The following is a 21,820-nucleotide window of genomic DNA, read 5'->3' on the forward strand; positions in this document are numbered from 1 at the left end:
GCCGACCGCCGCTTGAACGTACCCACGAATCCTGATCTAACGAATCCGCATCACGCTATTTGCCCTTCAGCTCGCTTTTATCCCCATTAACGAATCGTCCTCACGCTATCGGCTCAAAAACACCCCAAAACGGCCGGGAAAAGCTAGATAAGAATAAGACGATTCGTTAGATTGCGAAAACAGCGAAAAATGGGCAAATAGCGATATGAGGATTCGTTGGCGCTTCGCGGGCGGCGCGGAGAGGGCGAATGAAGGCCGCGAACGAAGGCCACGAACGAAGGGTACGAACGAAAGCCACGAACGAAAGCCACGAACGAAAGCCACGAACGAAAGCATCCGGAACAACGCAAAAACCCGGCTCTCCAATTTGGAGAGCCGGGTTTCCGACGTTCTGGGGGAGACTCCGACAGGAATCTCCTTTTTGCATTCACTCTAACTGTACACCTTAACCGTGCACCTTAACTGTGCGCCTTCATTGTACCTCTTAAGCTGCACGCGAACTTCCCGATCTTTTACCATGCCCGGCTTGCGACGCGGCTCCTTACTCCCCTTTAAGCACGAGAGGTTCGGACTTGTTGCCGCTGTAGTCTTCGAGCACGACTTCGACTTTCGCAGCGGTGGACGTGAAGCTCAGGCTGGCTTTGGTCGTGCGTCCGCGGATGATCCGGTCGCGGTCGCCGACGTTGTAGGTCGTCGGGAACGAGCGGAGTTTGCCGTCTTCGTACACGTACAGATAACGCCAATCGCGCGTGTTCGGCATCGGCAGGTTCAGCGTGGTGCCGTTCCACGACCAGTCTTCGGCGTACGGTTCCGCGATGTTATCGGCGAAGGCGCCGGCGATCGACACCGGAGTCAGGCCGTCTTTTTGCACCGTCACGATATACTCGTCGCCGTTCGTAGGAATGTTCTTGAAGACGGCTTTGGTCTCGCCGTGCGGGATCGTCAGCGTCTCGTTGACCGGCTGCGGCGCGGTCGTCCAGTTGATCGAACGAACGCTCACTTTCGTGTCGCCTTTGACGCTGCGCGGCACGGTCCAGCTGACCGCAAGCTCGCCGTTTGTGCCAGGCGTCGCTTTGAGCTGCTCGGGCGCCGTGTTGAGATTGAACGGCACTTCCGCCGCCGCGCTCTCGGTGCCGTCCGGTCCGACCGCTTTGACCTTTACGACGCCGGACTGCGCCGGCAGGTCTTTGACGTAGAACGTCTCGTCGTATTTGCCGCCGACGAACACGTCGTTCACGTACACGTTGTAGAGCTGCACGTCGTCGTAGTTGGCGTCGAGATTCCAGTTCACGAGCATTTCGCCGCTTTCCGGATAGACCGCTTCGATCGCAAGTCCGGTCGGCGCGGCAGGAGCAGCCTGCGCGTCATGCGTCAGGCGCAGTTCGCCGACGTTCATGCGGTAATCGCCGATCGGCTTCGCGCCGGGAGCGAACACGAGCCCGAACGCGGCGATTTCCCGTCCGGCGTAGGCGCTCAGGTCGACCTGGGTCGTTTTCCAACCTTGCGTTTTGCCGCCGCTGCCCGGAACCGGCACTTTGACCGTCGTCTCCGGGGCGTCCGCGAAGATCAGGCCGAGGCTCATGACCGAATCGTCGCTTTTGACGGTCTTGTTGTAGGTGACGTCCATTTTGGAATCCGCCGCGACGGCCAGATCCGTTTTGTACAGCCGCAGGAAAGTCTCCGCGTCCAGCTTGCCGCGCAGCGCCAGCGAGCTGCCGCCTTCGTACGCGCCGATCAGCGGATAGTCGAAACGGTCGCCGCTCTCGTATTGGCGGCCGTAGTCGAAAGCGACGTCAAGCTTGCTGCCCGCCGATTCCTGCCACCACTGCCAGCTCGGCAGCAGATCCTGCAGGCTCATGTTCGACCATTCGTCGTCGCTCGACACTTTGCCGTCCACGTAATAATCGAGGCCGTGGCCGGTATTGAAGTTCGTGTAGAACGTGTCGCCGCCCACGACGGAACGTTCCGCGATCACGGAAGCGACGCCCGGCCAGTAGCGGGTATCCGCATAGACGTCGGCAGCGGTGTTCTGCGCCGAGACCGCCGTGTTCGCCGGGTCCAGGTTCGGTCCCGACCACCAGAGCCGTTCGCGCACGTCGGTCATCCATTGGAAGTCGTTCTCGTTGCGCTTGCGGCTCGGCCAACCCTGGTTCATGTCTTCGTCAAGCCCGGCGTGCACGAAGTCCGCGCCGAGCGTCGCGAGGCTGGCCCGCAGCTTGCCTTCGGCGTCGAGCTTGGCGGTCAGCGCCGTACCCTGCACGTTTTTGAACCGGTCGCGTCCCGCTTCCAGTCCGGCGTAGCCGTGGTCGAACAAATTGTAATTCGTGCCGTATTTGGCGTTCCAGTCGGCGAGGAATTTCTCCGCGTTGTCGATCTGCGTCTTGCCCATGCCGTAATCGAAGAAGAACGAATCCGACACCTGCTTGTTGTCTTCGGCGTCATGCAGGAACTTCATGTTGTTGGCGCGGAACGTCCGGGCGAACGTGTTCGAGCCGGTGTCCGTGTTGAGCGAGTCGTACCATTGGATATACAGCCCGGCCTGCTTGAGCGTCTTGACGAACTCCTGGTAATCCGGGATGTCCGCCACGGCGACGTTCGGCCCGATCTCTTCCTGATTGACGAAGTAGCCGTCGTAGCCGAAGTATTCGGCCATTTCGATCAGCTTGTCCGCGACCGGGAAATTGCCGTTTTCGTCTTTGACGATCATCTGCTTGTACGTCTGCTGGCCGCGGTCGTTGTTGGAGAAAAAGATGCCGGCCAGCGACACGACGCCGTTTTTGTGCGCCGCGTCGGTGTAGGTCGGATTCGGAATGTTCAGCATGCCGAACTCGAACCACTTTTGCTGCCAGTCTTTTTGCGCCAACTCGTCATAATATTCCGGCGGCGTATACGCGGTCGCGGTGCCGTGCCAGTACGAATAATAATCGGTGTACTGCCAGAAGTTGAAGTGGTACTGCGCGAACTTATTCGTGTAAGGCGCATTTTCGATAAAGGCATTGCCGTAATCGCCCGCCACGTTCGTCATATGTACGTCGGGGCTAAGACTCGGATCGGCCTGCGTAGCGGCAAACGGCGAGATTCGGGGCTGGAGCGGCACGCGGGAACGCAGCAGTTCGGCATCCGGATCTCGCTCCGGCGTCCAGTCCAGAATGTGCCCGCTCGTATAACCGTGGACGCTCGGCTGGTTTTGTCCCTGGGCGCTTTCGCCCTGGAACGGCCACGTATCGCCGGCGCTCGCCTGCAGCGGCAGGGCTGCGGCGGCGAGGGAGACGGCCAGTACCGCGGCTGCGGCCCGGTGGGTGGAAGACAGACGACGGGTTTTCTTTTTGCTCCTTGTGCTCATGGGATTCCTCCGTTTGGGTTGAAAGTAGGATCGTGCGCAAGCGAAAAGACGGGCAGGAAAAGGACGGGTCGTCAGGCAAGAGTCTGTATGGAAACGCTTTCTATTTTAAGTTATCCGATGAACGCCTTCACAAAAAGAGTCGAAATTAAAGAATAAGGGGTCAAAATAAAGAAAAAGCCCCAAAGGAGGCTTTTTCTTATTCGGTCCAGGTCCTTTTATGCGTTCCGTCGTCCAAAGCCAGCGTCAGAAAATTGCCCGAGAAGTTGGCCGTGCTGCCGAAGTTATTGCCGGGCCGGCTTTCTTCGGACAGCTTGAAATCGAATCGGGGTTCGAAAAGTCCGCTTTGGCGCGGGGCGATTTCGATCGGGTCAAGCTCGATCTCGGTAGGAACGTGATCACCTGCCGCCCTGCCGTAGAAGATTTGTGCCGTCGGCCGCAGGGTGAGGCTCTCGCCGCTTCGGTTCGTCAAGTCCAGGGTACAGCTGCCGGACATGCGGGCATTGCGGATCTCGTACTTGCACTGCGTCTTGTCGTGTTGAAGCGCTACCGCGTACACGCCCTTCGGAATCAACGATTGATAGCCGGCCAGAACCGCATTGCTAAGCACCGGCAGCAGCCAGATCAGCGCCAGGCAGAACATGATCCGGTGCCGGTTCAGCGAATTCCAGATCAGGTACAGCGTCCACAGCGCGAAGCCCGAGAAGACAAGGCCCGAATAGATCAGGCTGCCTTCGCCCGGAAGCGGGATCGACGACGGCAGATGAACGAGCCGCAGCGCTTCCTCGTACAGCGTACGGGTGCCGGGATACCGGATCGACAGCAGCGTCAAAGCGGCAGTCAGGATCATCGCCAGCCGGAAACGCTTTTTGTCGCGAATCAAAGGCTCGGCAGGGGAACGGGAGACGGATGAAGAATGACTAGAGATAGAGATAACCTCCTTGCTTGTGTCGATGGAATAAGAGAGACGTCTTTGAAGTTAAACGTCTGAACAGGCGTTTGGGTTACGCACGAAGCGCAAATCGGGTAATGAAGAGAAGAACGCCAGAAAAATAAGGGCGGCGCCCGTGAAGAAGATTCACCTGCGCCGGCCTGATGGGATGGGGGATTTAACGATGGTGATACGGGAGACCGAAGAAGCTTTTGTGCTCGTTCAGCAGCACAACCATGCGGGATTTTCGGGGGAAGCCGCCGCGCGTTTCGCGGACCGCTTCTATATGATGGAGCGGGTGGAAGAGTCGCCGGGCATGCCGGAAGTGACGAAGGACGCGATCGTGCTCGGCGTGACGGAACACGACCGGGGCTGGATTCGTCCCGACGATACGCCGATCTGGGACGATCATCTGCACGCGCCGTGTTCGTTCAACGAATATCCGATGCTGCCCAAGATCGTTTTTTACCGGATGGGCGTCGACGAACTGGAAGAGAAACATCCGTACGCCGCGCTGCTGAGCAGTATGTACTACAGCGTGTTCGAGGATATCCAGACGTCGGAGCGGGAAGACTGCCTGGCGTTCGTGCACCATGAAGAAGAACGGCAGCAGCGGCTCAGCGCCAAATACAGCGGCGTGCAGCAGGAGACGCTGCTGCTGCACCGCCAGATTTTGCAGACCTGCGACGGCATCTCGCTCTATGTCTGCCTGAACGCGCCGGGCATCGCCAAGGAAGACGAGCATCCGTGGTTCAAGGACGGCGTGCCGGGCTCCGAACCGTTCGGCGGCGGCGGTCTGCTTCAGTTGAACTGGCAGGATGAGTCCACGGTCAAGTCCGACCCTTCGCCGTTCGACGGCCCGTTCAGCGCCAAGCTGCGCGAGAAGCATGTGCCGAAAGCGCGTATCCGCGAAGTCGGGATCGCGCAAGCTTACGAAGAAGCGGCTTGGAGCGAGCGGGAGATTCGGTTCGTGTAGCGTAGCGTTAGAATGACCGATCGGGATAAAAAGAATTCAGGTTCGCGCATTAAAAAGCAGGGTCGTCCGGCCATTTCAATGGCTTGGGACAACCCTGCTTTTTAATGCTGTTTTTTATGCCGGTCGAATCCGGCTCAGACCGAAAGCGGCCCGCCGGCGGCCGACACGGGCTCGTGTCCGGAAGGTTTGCCGTTGTTCGGCGATTCTTTTTCTATTCCGTACAGCGCCAGCGCCTTTCTCGCCGTTTCCCGCATCCGCCATTTCAGGTAATCGCCTTCGATCACGCGGACCCTTTTGCCGAGAAAACGCAGTTTGGTCAGGACGTACTGGCTCTCGCTGCCCGTGAAGCTGAGGTGTATCCGGTAGGTCTGGTCGCTTTCGTCGAACTCGACGCGCTTGTCGAAGCAGGAAAAGGCGTGCAGGATGCGCGTCAGCTCCCCGTTGAACATCTTGATCACTTCAACGGTTGCTTCGTGGCGCGGCGCTTCGAGCAGTCTGGCCGCGCGGGCGGACATGTCGTCGTAGCGGCCGCGCGACATGCGCGCTTCCTCGACCGAGACAATATGGCACAGCCGCGTGTTCATGGGCGAGCGGCTGGCGGAGTTGTACCAGAGCAGATACCATTCGCGCTTGACCATCGAATACTCCAGCTTGCACGGCAGGCCGGGCTGGGGCGGATTGAGCTTGCCTTTTTTGGTCATGCACTGAAGCTTCATGCCCTGCCGATTTCGCAGAATGCGGCGGATCGGAGCCAGCAGGGGATGCACGGTCTGCGCTTCGAGATTGCCCGCTTTTTCCTCCAGCCCGTCCAGCAGGTTCGGCATCTCGTCGTCCAGCGTGCATTCGCGCAGCTTCGCGATCGTGCGTTCTTCCAGCGCTTCCGCGGCCGCCGGATGTTCCAGCATCGACTTCAGCCACGAGCGTTCCTGCGACGTGAGCGTGTACACGCCCGTCTCCTCAAGCCGGGAAGCCAGCTGATAACTGAAAATTTTCTCAAACGGATGATTCATAGTAAGCCTCGATCTCCTTCCATTCGTCGATAAACGACTGTCTGAGTTCCGCCGGTTCCAGCACTTCGCAGCTTGAGCCGAAGCCCCGCAGCCACGGACGGATCTCGGTGACGCCGTTGACTTCGATCTCGTATACGAACGAAGTGTCGTCCGATTCCACGATCTGTCCCCATTGGCCCTGCATGCGCACGCGTTCCTCGATAAAGTCCGCCTGATCGTGGCCCGGCCGGTAAAATCTCGCACGTACGGTGACCGGTTCGCCGGTGTCGATCAGCCAGCTGCGGCGCAGCCGTTCGTCGAGATCGGCTTTTTTGAGCGCAAAATACGTTTCGGGCACTTCCTGTTCTTCTTCGATTCCGATCATGCCTTCCATGCGAAACTTGACGACCCGGCCTTTGGAGGCCGCGCCGATCAGGTACCATCTGCCGTATTGGTGGTCGTAGACGACTTTGAGCGGCAGCGTACTTTCGCGCCGGACTTCGCTTTCGCGGCCAAACAGCGGGTTGGTGTCTTTGGCGGCGTAGCTTTTGCGGTTTTTGGGCGAAAAATACTGGAACGAAATGCGCCGGCGCAAATGGATCATCCGCAGCAGCGTATACAGATGGGCTTCGTCCAGAATCCGCGCGTCATAATGGTATTTGTACGAAAAAGGCTCCAGCAGGCCGTCGTCCCACTGCTCGGCCGGAACGGCGGACTTGAGCGCTTTCTTCAGGTTGTCGCGCAGCAGATACCCCTGAACCGACGGGATCTGCGTGTTCGCCATGATGTCGACAAATTCATACAGGTCGATCAGCTCTTTTCGCGACAGGCAGTCGGTCAGGTCGTTGTTGAGGATGTAGCGAACGGGCCGGCCGCCCGGCTCGCGACGCGCGACGCCGATCTCTTCGAGGTAGCGCAGATCGGAGCGGATCGTTTTCTCGTCCGGCATGGCCGCGTCGATCGGAAGCTGTTCGCAGCAGGCGTCGAGCAGCTCGGCCGCGGTCTGCGGACGTCCCTTGAGCGCGCCGAGGACAAGCGGCAGCCGGCGGCTCTCGGATTCCTTCATCGACTTGGCGCGGTACAGAAACAGCAGCACCGGCTCGGCCGAATCGGCATAGCCGTAACGGAACAGGTCCGCAAAGTCCGCGTCCCCGCTGATCTCGCGCAGGCGGCGTACCGTTTTGTCGAAAGTATGTACGGAAATGCCCAGACGCCCCGCGAACTGCTGCCGGTCGTACCCGCCGCCGCTCAGCGCCAGCAGGCGCAGGAACTGGATTTCCTTGTCGAAGCTTTCTTTGGCCATGGCACTTTCCTCGCTTTCTCGCTCCGTGGGTCGGGACCCGTTTGTCTTCTTCCCATTGTAAGGAATATGAGCGAATTTGTAAAAAACCGGTGGGTTCTCTCGTAGACTCATTTTAAGCGGAAAAGAAGGCGGGGGGACAGGGCGTAAGTATGGCGATAAATGAATCGCCTGGTATACTTCGCGCCTTGGCGTAAGCATGGCGATGAATCGCCGTCACACTCTGCGCCTTGGCGTAAGCATGGCTCGGGGGAGCGCGGCGAGGGGCGCGCAGAGCAAGGCTAAGCCTGAGCCAAGCGGCCGCGGCGGGATTCTAACGAATCGCCATAACGCTAAACTCGCCTATACGGCTGTTTTGAAAATCTAACGAATCGTCGTAACGCCATTTGCTGTTTTTCACAGAGATTCGCTTGTTTTGGTACCTTTAGCGCTCTGAGGATTCGTTAGATACGGAAAACGCCCCGAAACGCTCGAATAGCGGTATCAGGGTTCGTTAGCAAGCAATCGGGCGCTTCCGGTTCAAAGCTTCGAATCAGGTAGGCGGCCAAGCCGTTTGAACCGGCGCTCAAAACTTCAAAAACAATCCGAAGCTTCAACAAGCAATACAAAGCTTCAAAAAGCAATCAAACGATCGCGCAAAAACCGCCCGATCACTTCCGGATCGCCGCCGGGCACGGCCAGCGCCACGTACAGATCCGGCCGGATCAGATACGCGGCGCCGCGATCCAGGCCGGCGCGGCCGCAGGCGTCGCTCCACTCGAACCGCCGCAGCGCAGGTCCGCGATCCGCGCAGGCGGCGCACCAGACGGCCAATTCGGGACGGACGTCGCCGTAGACGTGCACCTGCCACCGCATGCCGTCAAGCGGCGCGAAGTTGTCGCTGCCGTCCGGCTGGGCGCGCGCGATCCACGGCAGCCGGTCGCCGCCCCGGATGCGGCCGGCCGCGCCTTCGGCCAGCGGACCGCGCCGGTAATGCAGGCCGAGCTGCGACAGGATTCCAAACGCAAAACGCAGCGCCGCCGGCACACGCGCGGCCGACGGGACCGCGACCGGCACGACGCGCGTGCGCATGATCCGGGCCGGAAGCTTCGCCGACGTCGCCAGCGTGAACACCCGGTCCGTCGTCGCGACGAGCCGCCGGGCAAAAGCAAGCCGCTCCGCCTCATAGCTGCCCAGCAGAGCGTCTGCCGCCTGGCCGCGCAGCACGGCCGCCAGTTTCCAGGCCAGATTGATCGCATCGCCGATCCCGGTATTCATGCCCTGGCCGCCGGCCGGGCTGTGGATATGCCCGGCATCGCCGAGCAGGAAGACGCGGCCTTCCCGGAAGCGCTCGGCGACCCGGTGATGCACTTTATAAGTCGAGAACCAGTTGATCCGGCCGACCCGAATGCGCAGCTTGTCGATCGCGTTTGCGCCGATATCGTCGAACGACAGCGTATCGATCCGATCCGGCCGGTCGTTGACCAGCGTGCCGACCAGACGCGCCCGGCCTGCCGGCGCAAGCGGGAAAATCGCCAGAAAATCGGCGCTCCGATCCAGATTGATATGCACTTCGCCGTCCATCGGCGGGCCCTCGGCCTCCACGTCCGCCACGTAGAAGAAACGGCTGTACGTGCCGCCCGCAAAATCGATGCCGAGGCTTTTGCGCACGATCGAATGCGCGCCGTCGCAGCCGGCGAGATACTTCGCCGAGCAGACGCGCTCGATGCCGTCGGCCTCTTTGAGCACGGCGCGAACGCCGCCTGTGTCCTGCTCGAAGCGGACAAGTTCGGTCGCATGCTCCACCTGCACGCCGAGTTCCGCCAGACGATCGGCCAGCAGCCGTTCGTGGCGATCCTGCGGCAGGATCAGCACGTAAGGGTAAGCGGTCAGCTCGCCAAGTTTGCGCTTGAACGGAATGCGTCCGCGGCGCCTGCCGTTGGCCCAGACATTGAATCCCGGCGCGGCATATCCTTGTTCGAGCGCCGCGTCCGCCAAGCCGAGCTGGCCGTACAGTTCGAGCGTGCGGGCCTGCACGGCGAGCGCGCGCGACGTGCCGCCGGGTTCGTGTCTTTTGTCGACGATGCGCACGCGGACCTGCTGCTTCGTCAGCCAGAGCGCCAGAACCAGCCCCGTCGGACCGGCTCCGCAGATCAAAACATCGGGATCGGATGCCTGCATGATCGAGCCTCCTTATATAGGGTTTGCCAAAATGGAAATGCGGGACAGGGATGCGAAACAGGGACGAGGAACCAGAATAGGAACGCGGAATCGGTGGATGAGCTAGGAACGCGGAGCCGTGCGAACGCCGAGTTTGCATAGGATGGATTACCCGCTTTTGAGTTCGATGCCTGATTTGTGAAAAAGAAACGGGAGACGAGTCGACCGAAGCGAACCCGGAGAGCGATCGACAAGCGGCAGCTTGGGAGAATTGGGAGGTAAAAGGAACCGGAAAGAAGGCGAGAGGAAGCGAAAGGAAGCGAGAGGCAGCGGATAAGGGGAAAGGAAACCGACTGAAGCAGGGAGGCGCTGAGTGTGAGTTGAAAAGAAACCGACGGGAGCAGGGGTGCGCTGAGTGCGAGTCGAAGGGGAACCGACGGGAGCAGGGGTGCGCTGAGTACGAGTCGAAGGGGAACCGACGGGAGCAGGAGGCGCTGAGTGTGAGTCGAAAGGAAGCCGACGGGAGCAGGAGGCGCTGAGCGTGAGTCGAAAAGAAACTGACTGAAGCGGAGCGAGGGAATGTTGACTTTTTGCTCACATTTTATGCGTTTCCGCCAGCTTTTTAAGCAAATGTTGACCTTATGCACACATTTTTCGCATTTACGGACCTTTATCGTCCCCAAATGCTGAAAATGTTGACTCTATGCGCACATTTGCTTCTTTAGTCCGGCTATACGCGAGAAATGTTGGCTTTATGTGCACATTTTGAGGCGGCTGCTCGATATGTAGCGGAATAGGCCGCCTCGCCTGCCCGCCCGCCCAAGCCCGCCCGTGCCCAGCGGCGCGTCCTCCCGAGTCATACTTCCGCTAAGGCGCGAAGTATATCAGACGATTACACCAATCGTCATACTTCCGCCAAGGCGCGAAGTATATCAGACGATTACACCAATCGTCATACTTCCGCTAAGGCGCGAAGTAGATCAGGCGCTCACACCAATCGCCGTACTTCCGCCAAGGCGCGAAGTAGATCAGACGATTATATTCATCGTCATACTTACGCCCTGTTCCCGCCCCGCCCTCCATGCGAAGATAAACGCAGGCCAGGGACGGCGGCATTCGTCGAAGTCCTTGATCGCCCGAGGCGCCGGGAAGGGTTCCTTCGACTTCTAATCGTGCAGGTCGCCGGTTCGAATCCGGCTTCCGTCATTATGCGGCGGAATAGCTCAGGGGATAGAGCGGCAGTATAACCTTTCCTCCTTTTTCTTCGGGCAAGCTTGCAAGAACTGGACACGAATCGCCGGCGAGGCGCGGGAGAGGGCTACTTCGACCTATTTGAAAAAACGGCAGCAGGCGGGTTCGAGCCCCGCCGCCGCCTTCTCCGTTTTTTCTTCGCCGGCTTGTCGTGCCAGCACTCTTTTCCCCTATTCGATATTCCGGCTCCATCATTCATATACCTGTTCTACCATTCATATGCCGGTTCCACCATCTATATTCCGGTTCCACCATCCATATACCTGTCGCGCCATGTATGTTCCATCCTGCCGATCCGGCATTCCGTACCATCCTGTATTCCCTGTCCCTCAACCCGAATTCACAAGGAGGCCGCCGAGATGAGCCGCGCCGTTCAACGCTTTACCGAACCGCTCTATAACACGCAGGGGTACCGCGCCCACAGCCGCAGCGTCGAGGAGGAATATTTGCAGATGCTGCTGACCAACACGCTCGGCCATACGTTTTACGCCGCTGCGCACGATCTGCTGGCGCAGGCGGCGGAGACGCATGAGGCGCTGGTCGAGCTGAACCCGGAGTTCATGGCGAAAGCGCTCGTGTTTGCCCGCCAAAAAGGCTTCATGCGGCTGCAGCCGATCTACGGGCTGGCCGTGCTGTCCAAAGCTCGCCCGGACTTGTTTGCTCAGGTGTTTGCGCACGTCGTCCTGATCCCGCCGGACCTGGCGGATTTTCTGACGATCCTTACAGGCATGGGCCGCGGCCAGGGAGGCCGGGCGGTCAAGCGTCAGGTCGCGCTTTTTCTGCGGCAGACGTCGGAATACTGGGCGATCAAATACGGCGGACGCGGCCGGGGTTACAATCTCGGCGACGCGATCGCGACGGCGCATCCGGTTCCGACGGACGAGCGCCAGCAGGCGCTGTTCCGCTATTTGCGCGGACACGAGACGACGCTTGCCGACCTGCCGCAGATCGCGGCCGTCGAACGGCTCAAGCAAGCGGGCCAGGACAAAGAACGCGTCCGTTTGATCCGCGAAGGCAAGCTGCCGTACGAGACGGTGACCGGCGCGGTTACGGCGAACAAAAGAATCTGGGAAGCGCTGCTCTACCAGATGCCGCTGCGCCATCTGAACATGCTGGACCGCGAAGGGCTGCTGGAGCGTCCGCAGCATTTGCGCTACGTGGTGGACCGGCTGGGCGACGCCGAGGCGCTGCGCAAATCGAAGATTTTGCCGCTGCGCTTCGCGACCGCTTACGATCAGGTGAAGCATCCCGTCGTCAAGGAAGCGCTGGCGCAGGCCGTCGATCTGACGTTCGAGAGCCTGCCCAAGCTGCCGGGACGCACCGCGATCCTGCTCGACATTTCCGGTTCGATGGACGGCGAATATTTGCGCACCGGTTCGGTGTTCGCGCTCGCCTTGTACAAGAAGACGGGCGGAAGCTCGATTTTCCTCACGTTCGACGATCAGGTGCACGATCCGAAGCCTTCGCGCCAAGCGGGCATCCTGCTTCAGGCATCGCGGATTCGGGCGAGAGGCGGCACGGATACGGGCGCGCCGATCCGGCGTTTGACCGAACTGCGCGAGCACGTTGACCAGATCATAATCATCACGGACGAGCAGCAGAACGACGGCAGTCCTTTTTACACGGAGCTTCGGCGCTACCGATCGAGCATCAACCGAGAGGCCAAAGCGTTCGTCGTCGACCTGTCGCCGTACCGCGGAGCGATGGTGCCAAGAGAAGATCGGCAGACGCATTACATTTACGGTTGGAGCGATCAGGTGCTGTCGTATATCGCGGCGGCGGCGCACGGCTTCGATTCCATGAGCGCGCGGGTGTCGCGGATAGAGCTGGAGCATCTCGGCGATCGCAGCAAGTCCGAAGGTTACAGCAAGCATTCCGGGCCAGACGGGTAAAAGACAACAAAAGCGAATATCGGCCCGGACCGTGCGGGATGTACGGACCGGCCGTTTTCATACAAGGAGGACACGAACATGAGCTACGAAACGATCGGAAAAGTGCGGGTATGGGGCAAAGTGGACGAAGGCGCGCTCAAGCAGGCCCAGACGTGTGCGTATCACGGGGACGTTGTCCAGACGCTGCTGATGGCCGACCATCACAAAGGCTACAGCCAGCCGATCGGCGGCGTGGTCGCGTACGACGGACAAATCTCGCCGAGCGGCGTCGGCTACGATATCGCCTGCGGCAACAAAGCGGTACGGACCAACCTGATGGCGGCCGACGTCAAAAAAGTCATCAAGCCGATCATGGACGAGATTGGGCGCCGTATCGAATTCGGAGTCGGGCGCTCCAACGCCAAGCCGGTGGATCACGAACTGTTTGACGATCCGGATTGGTCGGTGTACCGGCAGATCGGCGGGAACGTGCACGATAAGCTCAAAAAGCTTGCGCGCGAGCAGCTCGGCACGGTCGGCAGCGGCAACCATTACGTCGACCTGTTCGAAGAACCGGAAACGGGCCGGCTGTGGGTCGGCAACCATTTTGGCAGCCGGGGCTTCGGCCACAAGACGGCGAGCGGGTTTCTGAATCTGGCGGCGGGCCGCGATTTTCTGGGCAAAGCGCCGGGCGAGAGTATGGATCAGCCGCCCGTGCTGCTTGATCTGAACAGCGAGAACGGCGACCTGTACTACCGCGCGATGAAGCTGGCCGGACGCTACGCGTATGCGGGCCGCGATTACGTGATCCGCCAGGTGCTCGGCATTTTGGGCGCGACGAGCGATTTCGAAGTGCACAACCATCACAATTTTGCATGGCAAGAAAAGCATGAAGGCAAAGACTGCATCGTCGTGCGCAAAGGAGCGACGCCTTCGGCTCCGGGCCAGCTGGGCTTTATCGGCGGCAGCATGGCGGACATTTCGGTCATCGTGCGCGGCAAAGACACGTCCGAGAACCGGGATTCTTTTTACAGTACGGTGCACGGGGCGGGCCGCGTCATGAGCCGAACCCAGGCGGCGGGCAAGATGAACTGGAAGACGCGCGTGCGCGTCGGCGGCGAGATTACGGAGGAGCGGATGATGAAGGCGGTCAAGCGCTTCGACGTGGAACTGCGCGGCGGCGGAACGGACGAGAGTCCGTTCGTGTACCGCAATCTGCGGGAAGTGCTGGACGCGCATGCCGAGACGATCGACGTGCTGCATACGCTCAAGCCGATCGGCGTGGCAATGGCGGGTGCGAACGAATACGACCCCTACAAAGACTAAGACACAACGACCAAGACACAAAGACCAAGACGGCCGCAAGCCAAGCGATAGGACAAAAAAAGCCGGTTCCCGGGAAACAAACGGGGCCGGCTTTGCGTCGTAACAGGTAGAGCGCGGAACGCGACGACAGGAGGAGAGACATCCATGAACGAATCAAAGAACGAATCAAACGTGAACGGAGACGGTCTCAAGCGGCACGAGGCCCATACGCAGGGATCGACGGAAGCGCAGACAGAAGCGCCGGCAGAAGGACCCGCAGCGGCACAAACGGAAACGTCGGCAGAGGGCCAAACGGGAGCAGCGGGCGCGGAGTCGGCGAAAGCGATCGCGGAGCGCGACAAGAAGATCAGCAAGCTGATGACGATGATGCTGCGGCATGCGCCGGCGGATTTCGGACTGCGGCTTGACCCCGAAGACGGTTCCTGCGACCTGTCCGACCTGCTGGCCGCCGTGCGGCTGAGAAGCGGTTACGAGCACGTGACGGAAGCGGACCTGCGCGGCGTCGTGCGGCGTTCGGATAAGCAGCGGTTCGAGATTTTGGAGGCGGAAGATCAAGGCAAGTCGGCAAAAAAAGACAGATCGGCGGCCGGCGAATCGCAAGGCTTCGAGGCGCAGGCGGCAGAAACGGCGGAGGCAGCGGAGGCAGACAACTTTGACGCAAAAGAAGCCGCGCCGCGTATCCGCGCGCGTTACGGGCACAGCTACGAGAAGCTGGCCTATCCGCAGGGAACGCCGCCGGAGACGCTGTATCACGGCACGAACCGCCGGGCGCTGCCGGCGATTCTGGAACACGGGCTGCTGCCGATGGGACGCCGGTACGTGCATCTATCGGCGGAGACGCATTTTGCGGCCCTGGCCGGGCAGCGGCGGGGCAAGCTCGTTCTGTTGACCGTGGACACGGCCGCCGCGGCCGAAGCCGGCATCATCTTCTACGACGCCGGCAGCGGCGTCTGGCTGGCCGAGCGCGTCCCGGCGGACGTGCTGACGGAAGCGGCGGACACGTCTGGAGGTGTTGAATCGTCGAACTCAAGCGAAGCCGTCCGCTCTGTCAAGCCGCTTCAAGGCGCCGAGCCGAGCGAAACGGCGCAGCCGGCTCTATCCGCCGAAGCGAGCAAAGCCGCGCAATCGGTTCCATCCGCCGAAGCCACGCAGCCCGCCTCATCCGCCGGGCCGCGGCAGACGATCGATATCGGCGTCAATCTCATGCACCGCTCGTTCGGCAGCGACCGCGAACGCGTGGTCGAAGCGGCAGTCCAAGCCGGCGTGACGCCGCTGATCCTGACCGGAACGAGCGTCCGGAGCAGCCAAGCCGCGGCCGAGTACGCGCGGGCCTACCCGGGCCGCCTCTACGCGACGGCCGGCGTGCATCCGCACGACGCCAAGAGCTGCGACGCGCATACGCTGCAAGCCTTGCGCGAACTTGCGGCCGGAGGCGAAGTCTTCGCGATCGGCGAATGCGGCCTGGACTACAATCGCGACTTCTCGCCGCGCGACGTGCAGCGCGAAGTGTTCGCACAGCAGATCGGGCTGGCCGCGGAACTTGCGCTGCCGCTGTTCCTGCATGAGCGCGACGCGCATGCCGACTTCGCGCGGCTGCTGCGCGAACATCGGCCGGAGAATGTGCCGGCCGTCGTGCACTGCTTTACCGGCAGCGAGGAAGAGCTGCGCGCCTATCTGGAGATGGGCCTGCATATCGGGATTACCGGCTGGATCTGCGACGAGCGGCGCGGCCGGCAACTGCGGGAGCTGGTGCGGCTCATTCCGCCGGACCGGCTGATGATCGAGACGGACGCGCCGTTCCTGACGCCCCGCGATCTGCGGCCCAAGCCCAAGGACGGGCGCAACGAACCGGCTTTCCTGCCGCATATCGCGGCCGCGGTGGCCGAATGCACGGGGCGCAGCGCAGAGTCGGTCATGGATCAAACGACCAAGACGGCCAAAACATTTTTTAATATCGGAAATGGAAAAAGCGGCCTGTAATCTTTTGATCCCTCGGGATTCGGCCCGTTCAATTATCGTCTATCCGGCGCTCTCCCGAATAACGGCGTGAGTACGGTTATTTCCATGCCTCTGCCTGCGCCGGCCGGAAATAGCTGCGACAGAACAGCTATTTCCTCGTGGACGTGCCGAAACCCCCTTTTTCCCGCCAGATAAGTGGATCTGCGCAGCTATTTGCGATTTCGACGTTTTTTTCGCGAAAATAAGTGTACTCATGCAGGTAATAAAAGAGTTCTCGCGCTCGGCCGAGTCCGGTACCGCCGGGAAGTCGGAATTTCGAAGTTTGCGCGCAGGCGCCGAGTAATAAGGTGATCAAAATTTTTTTATTCCGTATAATGGGGAGTAAAGCTTCTGGCTTGGCTGCACTTAGACGTATAGTTGAAAAGGAGAGAATAAGATGCGTAAACTCGTATTTTTCGTAGGAGGTGCCGGCAGTGGCAAGACGACGCTGGCAAAAGGAATCACCGACAAGCATCATGCGGTCTTCCTCGACATGGATACCGTATCCCGCCGGGCAAGCGAGAAGATCATGCGGATTGCGGGACATGATCCCGACGATCGCGATTCGGCGGCGTACAAGGAATTGTGCAGGGACCTCGGCTACGAAATGACGATGGACGTGGCGCGGGAGAATCTGGAGCTGAATGCCGACGTGTTCGCGGTAGGCCCGTTCACGAGCGAGATCCGCAATCCGAACTGGATCCACGACGAGCTGGCGAAGATCGGCGCAACCGTGAACGACGTCGAAGTCAAAGTCGTGTACGTCTACCTCGCCGATATGACGCAGTACAAAAAGCGCATCGAAGAACGGGGCCACAAAGCCGACGAATGGAAACTGGCCAACTGGGACCTGTTCGTGAAGCGCATGGAACGCACCAACGTGGAGTGGGACCTGCCGGGCGATTCCGTCCTCTACTTCGACAACTCCGCCTCCACGCTGGAAGAAAACACGCTCAGCATCGAGCGTTTCGTGTACGGCACGCAGGCTTAGGCGTCAGGCGATCGGTACCAGAGACGCGCTATCCAGAAGGTTAGAACAAGGATAGACGACAATAGACAACAACTGAATGCGTGCTCTGCCGAAAAAGAATATCCGGTGCAGCGCACGCAAACGTCACCCGCAAATCGTGTATTCAAAAAGCATGCTCAATGGCGTACTCAAAAGATGTAATCAAAAAGCATACTCAAAAAACGTATACAAAAGCGAGGCCTCTCCGTTGGGAGAAGCCTCGCTTTTTTTCCGTGCGGCACCTTCTTTTTTACGCGATCCCTTAATAAAGAAGGTTTAATAAAGAAGACTTAATAAGGGTTGTTTAATAAAGAAGCTTTAAGAAGTTTTTTTGAAAAAGCATGTAGGTACGGGGTGGGGCGGGGACGACGCGAGACCAGTAGGGATACCGATAAGCATACCGATAGCGGATAGCGTTTCAGACCGCCGTACCGATACCGGTACAGACGACGCGTCACCGCTGCAGATTGCCTGCTGCCCGCGTGGATCGCCGGCTGCTCGCGTAGATCGCCGACCATGCGGACCGGTATTTACGATCTGAGCCGATCATTCCGCTGCCCGGAGCGATCGAGTGCTGCCGGCTTTGATCGCCCTGCCGCTCGCGTCGATCCTCCGCCACTGAATCGATCGCCCGCCACACAGGTTCGCCCGTTTGTTCGTCCGCTCCGGTACGGGAGATTTACGGTTCTTCCTCTCGGTCGTACAACCGGCTTTTGGGCTGTTCGCTCCGGAGTTCGGCCGACAGGCGGCGAAAACGCCGCAGGTTGAGCGCGAACGTGTAGCCGCGCAGGGCGGCCAGCAGCAGCGGCAGCAAAATGCCGGGCAGCGCATAGAGGTCGAAATAGAAAATCGAAGCGATGGCCAGAGCGACGAACAGCACGTCGAACATCATTTTCTGCTGTAGGCGGAGCTGGAGTTTGCGCTTATCCATGCGGACGTTCCCCGCCGCCGGAAGAAGCGCCGGCCGCTTCCCGCAGCCGCTCCGCAAATTCGTCTTCCGACAGGATGCGGACGGCGCTGCCGCCCGCCGCAAGCCGTGCGGCGGACTGCGTCTTGCCGCTCATATAGCCGCCTGCGGCGTATTTGGCGTAGTCGCTGCGCCCGACGACGACATAATCGGTCTTCCATTCGACCGATTCCGTGCACAGCGCGCCGAAGCCGGCGGCTGTGCGCTGGGCGTCTTCGCGCTTGAAGCCGCTCAGCCGCCCGGAGAACACAATCCGCTTCTCGTACAGCGGATTGCCGCGATCGGCTGCCGCATTCGGCGCCGGCAGGCCGGCTTTGGCCTTCGCGCCGCCGGCCGCGCCTGCGCCCGGGCCCGCCGCGGCGCGGCTTCCCGCCTGCCCGGCGGCCGAAACGCCGCTTCCTGCTCGGCCGGCGGCAGCCCGGCCGGCTTGGGTACGTCCGCCTTTGGCAGCGGACGACGAGAACGTAATATGCTGGGCGCCGTTCTCCAGCATCTGGCCCAGCCGATAGCCGTAGCGGTCGGCCAGGGCGTCGCAGTCCGAAGCTTCGCCCGCTTCCGAGCAGCGGAGAAAGATCCGGGCGGCGGCCCGCGCGTCTTCGAGCGCGTCGTGGTGCTTGAACGCGTTCAGCCCGAGCTGGCGCGTGACGGTATTCAGTTTGTGGTTCGGCATCTCCGGCCAGATCTTGCGCGCCAGCAGACATGAACACATGTAGCGGATCGGCGGCAGCTCCAGCCCGAGCGTCTCCGCGCTGCGGCGCAGCACGCTCATATCGAACGAAGCATTGTGCGCGACCAGCACGCGGTCTTCGATCCGGCGGCTCAGCTCCGGCCAAATATCGGCAAAAGACGGAGCGTTCTCGACCTGGTCCGGCGTAATGCCGTGCACGGCGATGCAGAAATAGTCAAAGTCGTCGTGCGGATTGACGAGCGTATAATATTCGTCGACGATTTTGCCGCCGCGCACGTCGACGAGGCCTACCGCGCAGACGCTCGCCCGTTTGGAATTGGCCGTCTCGAAGTCGATCGCCACGAAGTCCATAACCTCGATTCCCCCTTTTTTTATCAATAATGAATGACCTCATCCTGCGATCCGGTCTTGTGCAATCCGGGCTTCAGCTGCCGATAAACGGACAGCGCCGGGCAAATTCGGAACTGCCGACCTGTTCCACGAGGAACCGGGCAACGTCGCCGTTGTAGATCCGGTTGCCCGTCATGCGTTCGGCATCCGCTTTGATCGCGCAGCCGCCCTGGCCTTCCTTGACGACCGGCAGGCGCACGAGCGTCCATTCCGCCGAACTGCCGCGCAGCACGTTCCATTCCTGCAGCCGGTCGGAAGCGAACTGCGGATGAAGCGAACGCAGCATGCGGGACACGACGCGTCCGCCGAGCGATTTACGGTCGCCTTGAAGCTTCAGCGACAGTCCGGTGACGCCGATGTAGCGCGGGACGCCGGCCCGTTCCATTTCTTCGAGCACGCGGCCGGTGACCGCGCTGTACAGAGGTTCTTCCTCCGGCGGTCTGCCGAAGGTGTTGATGACGGCGGAGCAGCCGGCCAGCAGTTCGCGCAGCGAATCGTGACGCGTCGCGTCTCCCTGCACGACGGACAGTCTCTCGGCCATCTCCGGCGGCAGCTGCATGCTCCGTACGTTCCGGACGAGCATCCGTACCCGATAGCCCTGCTGAAGTGCGCAGCTGACGACATATCGGCCTACGCTGCCCGTCCCGCCGATCACGGCAATGAGCTTAGACTGATTCATAAGATCCTCCATCTATATCCATCCTGAAAATGCGTTGATCGGGCCTTCCGCCGCAAAGGCGCAGGTCCTCTTTCTATTATCTATTATGCGATTCCGGCGTGCCGGTTTCAACTTTGCTCGCTTCGAGGGAGTGTGCAGGGGAGGGCTTTTTTACACAAATCGTAACCATTCTTAATCTTTGTCGAATGTTCGCTGCCTACACTGGAAAAGGATTGAAAAACATACAGAGGAGTGGATTTGTTTGCAAAAGGTTGGACCGGTACGCGGACGCGGCAAGGCAGCTTGGATGGCAGGGGCGCTTTCGGCGGCCATGCTGATGGGAACGGGAGCGCAGGCGGCGACAGCCGCCGAACAACCGGAGATTCAGGCGCAGAACGTGATCATCCTGATTCCGGACGGCATGGGCATGGACGGCACGACGCTCGCGCGCTGGTACAACGGCGGCAAGCCGCTGGCGATGGACGAGATGGCCAGCGGCCTCGTGCGTACCTACTCCGCCGACGCCGCGATCGCGGATTCGGCTCCGGCCGGAACGGCTTTTGCGACCGGCTACAAATCGCATACCGGTTACGTCGGCGTGCTGCCGGACAAGAACACGATGCCGGGCCTCGCTCCGATCGCAAGCGGCGACGAGAAGAAGCCGGTCGCGAACGTGCTGGAAGCGGCGCGCCTGGCCGGCAAATCGACAGGCATCATCGCCACGTCCGAGATCATGCACGCGACGCCGGCCGCTTTTAGCGCGCACTATCCGGACCGCGGCAACTATGACGCCCTGAGCAAGCAGCAGGTCTATGCGGGCATCGACGTGGTGCTGGGCGGCGGCGCCAAATACTTCACGCCGGCCGGCCGCAAAGACGGGGAAAATCTGCAAAACGTGATCCGCGACAGAGGCTATGCTCTGGTCAACGATACGGCAAGCCTGAAAGCGGCCGATTCCGACAAGCTGTGGGGCATGTTCGCCGATGCCGCGATGAGCTACGACATGGACCGCGACCCGGTCAAACAGCCGAGCCTTGCAGAGATGACGGAAAAAGCGATCGACGTGCTGGACCGCAACGAAGACGGATTTTTCCTGATGGTCGAAGGCAGCAAAGTCGATTGGGCGGCGCATGCCAACGATCCGATCGGCATCATCAGCGACGTGAACGCGTTCGACAAAGCGGTCGGCGAAGCGCTCGAATTCGCCAAAGAAGACGGCAACACGATGGTGCTTGCGGTAACGGACCACGCGAACGGCGGCATTTCGATCGGTGACCGCGCCACGACGGGCACGTACGACAAGGAACCGCTGTCCACGTTCACCGCTCCGCTGCTCAAAGCGAAGCTGACCGGCGAAGGCGTCGAAGCGAAGCTTGCGAGCCCGCGTACCAACAGCAACATCAAGCAGGTCGTCGGCCAGTATTACGGCATCACGGATCTGACGAACAAAGAAATCGAGACGATCCGCCGGGCGGAAGCCGGTCGTCTGAACTCCGTGATCGGACCGATGATCAGCGAACGCGCGCATATCGGCTGGACGTCGGGCGGCCATACGGGCGGCGACGTCGCGTTGTACTCGTATGCGCCGGAAGGACGGAAGCTGCACGGCGTTTTGGAAAACACGGACATCGCGCGCGCGATGGAATCGGCGCTCGGCCTCGACCTGGCTGCGGTATCGAAGCGCCTGTTCGTGCCGGCCGCAGACGCGTTCAAAGCCAAAGGCGCGCAGTGGAAGCTGGACGAGAGCAACAAAGCCAATCCGGTTCTGGTCGTGACCAAAGGTAGCGATACGCTGCGCCTGCCGGTATTCAAAAGCGTAGCCGACCTGAACGGCAAAAGCGTCCAGCTCGAAGGCAACGTCGTCAGCAACGGCGTGCAGGTATTCGTGCCGCAGGATGCGGTCGACCTGCTTCCTTAACCGAAGCAGCTGAAGCCGCCGAAGCCGCCGCGCAAGGATTGCAGCGGGTGCTTCAAGCGAATGGGCGCT

At 60.5% G+C, this 21,820-nt stretch carries 14 protein-coding genes and 1 pseudogene; 7 read left to right on the top strand and 8 right to left on the bottom strand.

The annotated features are described in order from the left end of the window. Positions 1-541: 541 nt before the first annotated feature. Together FFV09_RS15650 and FFV09_RS15655 are read right to left on the bottom strand one after the other, a co-directional pair. On the bottom strand, positions 542-3,343 hold the full coding sequence (locus tag FFV09_RS15650; RefSeq protein ID WP_141448695.1) for an endo-beta-N-acetylglucosaminidase: 2,802 nt from the start codon (positions 3,341-3,343) through the stop codon (positions 542-544). A 196-nt stretch (positions 3,344-3,539) separates the two neighbouring features. Continuing rightward, entirely contained in the window at positions 3,540-4,223 is a 684-nt protein-coding gene (locus FFV09_RS15655; RefSeq protein ID WP_141448696.1) for a hypothetical protein, read from the bottom strand. A 232-nt stretch (positions 4,224-4,455) separates the two neighbouring features. Here FFV09_RS15655 and FFV09_RS15660 point away from each other — a divergent pair, with 232 nt between their 5' ends. Continuing rightward, a complete protein-coding gene (locus tag FFV09_RS15660) occupies positions 4,456-5,247 on the top strand; it encodes a DUF3891 family protein (RefSeq protein WP_170315050.1) in 792 nt (263 codons plus the stop codon). 134 nt (positions 5,248-5,381) lie between these two features. Here FFV09_RS15660 and FFV09_RS15665 read toward each other — a convergent pair whose 3' ends face one another. The 3 genes from FFV09_RS15665 to FFV09_RS15675 form a co-directional block, all read right to left on the bottom strand. After that, positions 5,382-6,257 carry a WYL domain-containing protein gene (locus FFV09_RS15665; RefSeq protein ID WP_141448698.1) on the bottom strand — a complete coding sequence of 292 codons (876 nt, stop codon included), beginning with the start codon at positions 6,255-6,257 and terminating at the stop codon, positions 5,382-5,384. Then, a complete protein-coding gene (locus tag FFV09_RS15670) occupies positions 6,241-7,539 on the bottom strand; it encodes a helix-turn-helix transcriptional regulator (RefSeq protein WP_141448699.1) in 1,299 nt (432 codons plus the stop codon). The genes FFV09_RS15665 and FFV09_RS15670 overlap by 17 nt, the downstream gene beginning before the upstream one ends. A gap of 609 nt (positions 7,540-8,148) precedes the next feature. Further along, entirely contained in the window at positions 8,149-9,696 is a 1,548-nt protein-coding gene (locus tag FFV09_RS15675) for an FAD-dependent monooxygenase (protein ID WP_141448700.1), read from the bottom strand. A gap of 1,589 nt (positions 9,697-11,285) precedes the next feature. On the opposite strand from FFV09_RS15675, the gene FFV09_RS15680 reads away from it, so the two are divergent. The 5 genes and pseudogenes from FFV09_RS15680 (at position 11,286) to FFV09_RS15695 (ending at position 17,112) form a co-directional block, all read left to right on the top strand. After that, complete coding sequence (locus FFV09_RS15680) at positions 11,286-12,818, top strand: TROVE domain-containing protein (RefSeq protein ID WP_141448701.1); 1,533 nt, start codon at positions 11,286-11,288, stop codon at positions 12,816-12,818. A gap of 78 nt (positions 12,819-12,896) precedes the next feature. Further along, the gene (locus FFV09_RS15685; RefSeq protein WP_141448702.1) at positions 12,897-14,123 is read left to right on the top strand and encodes an RtcB family protein; all 1,227 of its coding nucleotides are present in this window, start codon (positions 12,897-12,899) and stop codon (positions 14,121-14,123) included. Between the two features lie 144 nt (positions 14,124-14,267). Then, positions 14,268-15,074, top strand: a pseudogene (locus tag FFV09_RS24210) (RNA 2'-phosphotransferase); the annotation flags it as partial. A gap of 231 nt (positions 15,075-15,305) precedes the next feature. Further along, entirely contained in the window at positions 15,306-16,103 is a 798-nt protein-coding gene (locus FFV09_RS24215; protein ID WP_281288502.1) for a TatD family hydrolase, read from the top strand. Positions 16,104-16,518: 415 nt separating this feature from the next. Further along, entirely contained in the window at positions 16,519-17,112 is a 594-nt protein-coding gene (locus FFV09_RS15695; protein WP_141448704.1) for a P-loop nucleotide/nucleoside kinase family protein, read from the top strand. 697 nt (positions 17,113-17,809) lie between these two features. On the opposite strand, the gene FFV09_RS15700 is transcribed toward FFV09_RS15695, so the two are convergent. The 3 genes from FFV09_RS15700 to FFV09_RS15710 all read right to left on the bottom strand — a co-directional run bounded on the left by FFV09_RS15700 (position 17,810) and on the right by FFV09_RS15710 (position 19,854). Further along, the gene (locus FFV09_RS15700) at positions 17,810-18,061 is read right to left on the bottom strand and encodes a hypothetical protein (protein WP_141448705.1); all 252 of its coding nucleotides are present in this window, start codon (positions 18,059-18,061) and stop codon (positions 17,810-17,812) included. Further along, positions 18,054-19,136: a 3'-5' exonuclease gene (locus FFV09_RS15705; protein WP_141448706.1), complete on the bottom strand. Its 1,083-nt coding sequence runs from the start codon at positions 19,134-19,136 to the stop codon at positions 18,054-18,056. The genes FFV09_RS15700 and FFV09_RS15705 overlap by 8 nt, the downstream gene beginning before the upstream one ends. Positions 19,137-19,209: 73 nt before the next feature. Then, positions 19,210-19,854: an NAD(P)-dependent oxidoreductase gene (locus FFV09_RS15710; RefSeq protein ID WP_170315051.1), complete on the bottom strand. Its 645-nt coding sequence runs from the start codon at positions 19,852-19,854 to the stop codon at positions 19,210-19,212. A 286-nt stretch (positions 19,855-20,140) separates the two neighbouring features. Here FFV09_RS15710 and FFV09_RS15715 point away from each other — a divergent pair, with 286 nt between their 5' ends. Beyond that, positions 20,141-21,751: an alkaline phosphatase gene (locus tag FFV09_RS15715; RefSeq protein ID WP_141450494.1), complete on the top strand. Its 1,611-nt coding sequence runs from the start codon at positions 20,141-20,143 to the stop codon at positions 21,749-21,751. Positions 21,752-21,820 lie beyond the last annotated feature (69 nt).

The sequence above is a fragment of the Saccharibacillus brassicae genome (genome assembly GCF_006542275.1).
GTDB classification, from domain to species: Bacteria; Bacillota; Bacilli; order Paenibacillales; family Paenibacillaceae; genus Saccharibacillus; species Saccharibacillus brassicae.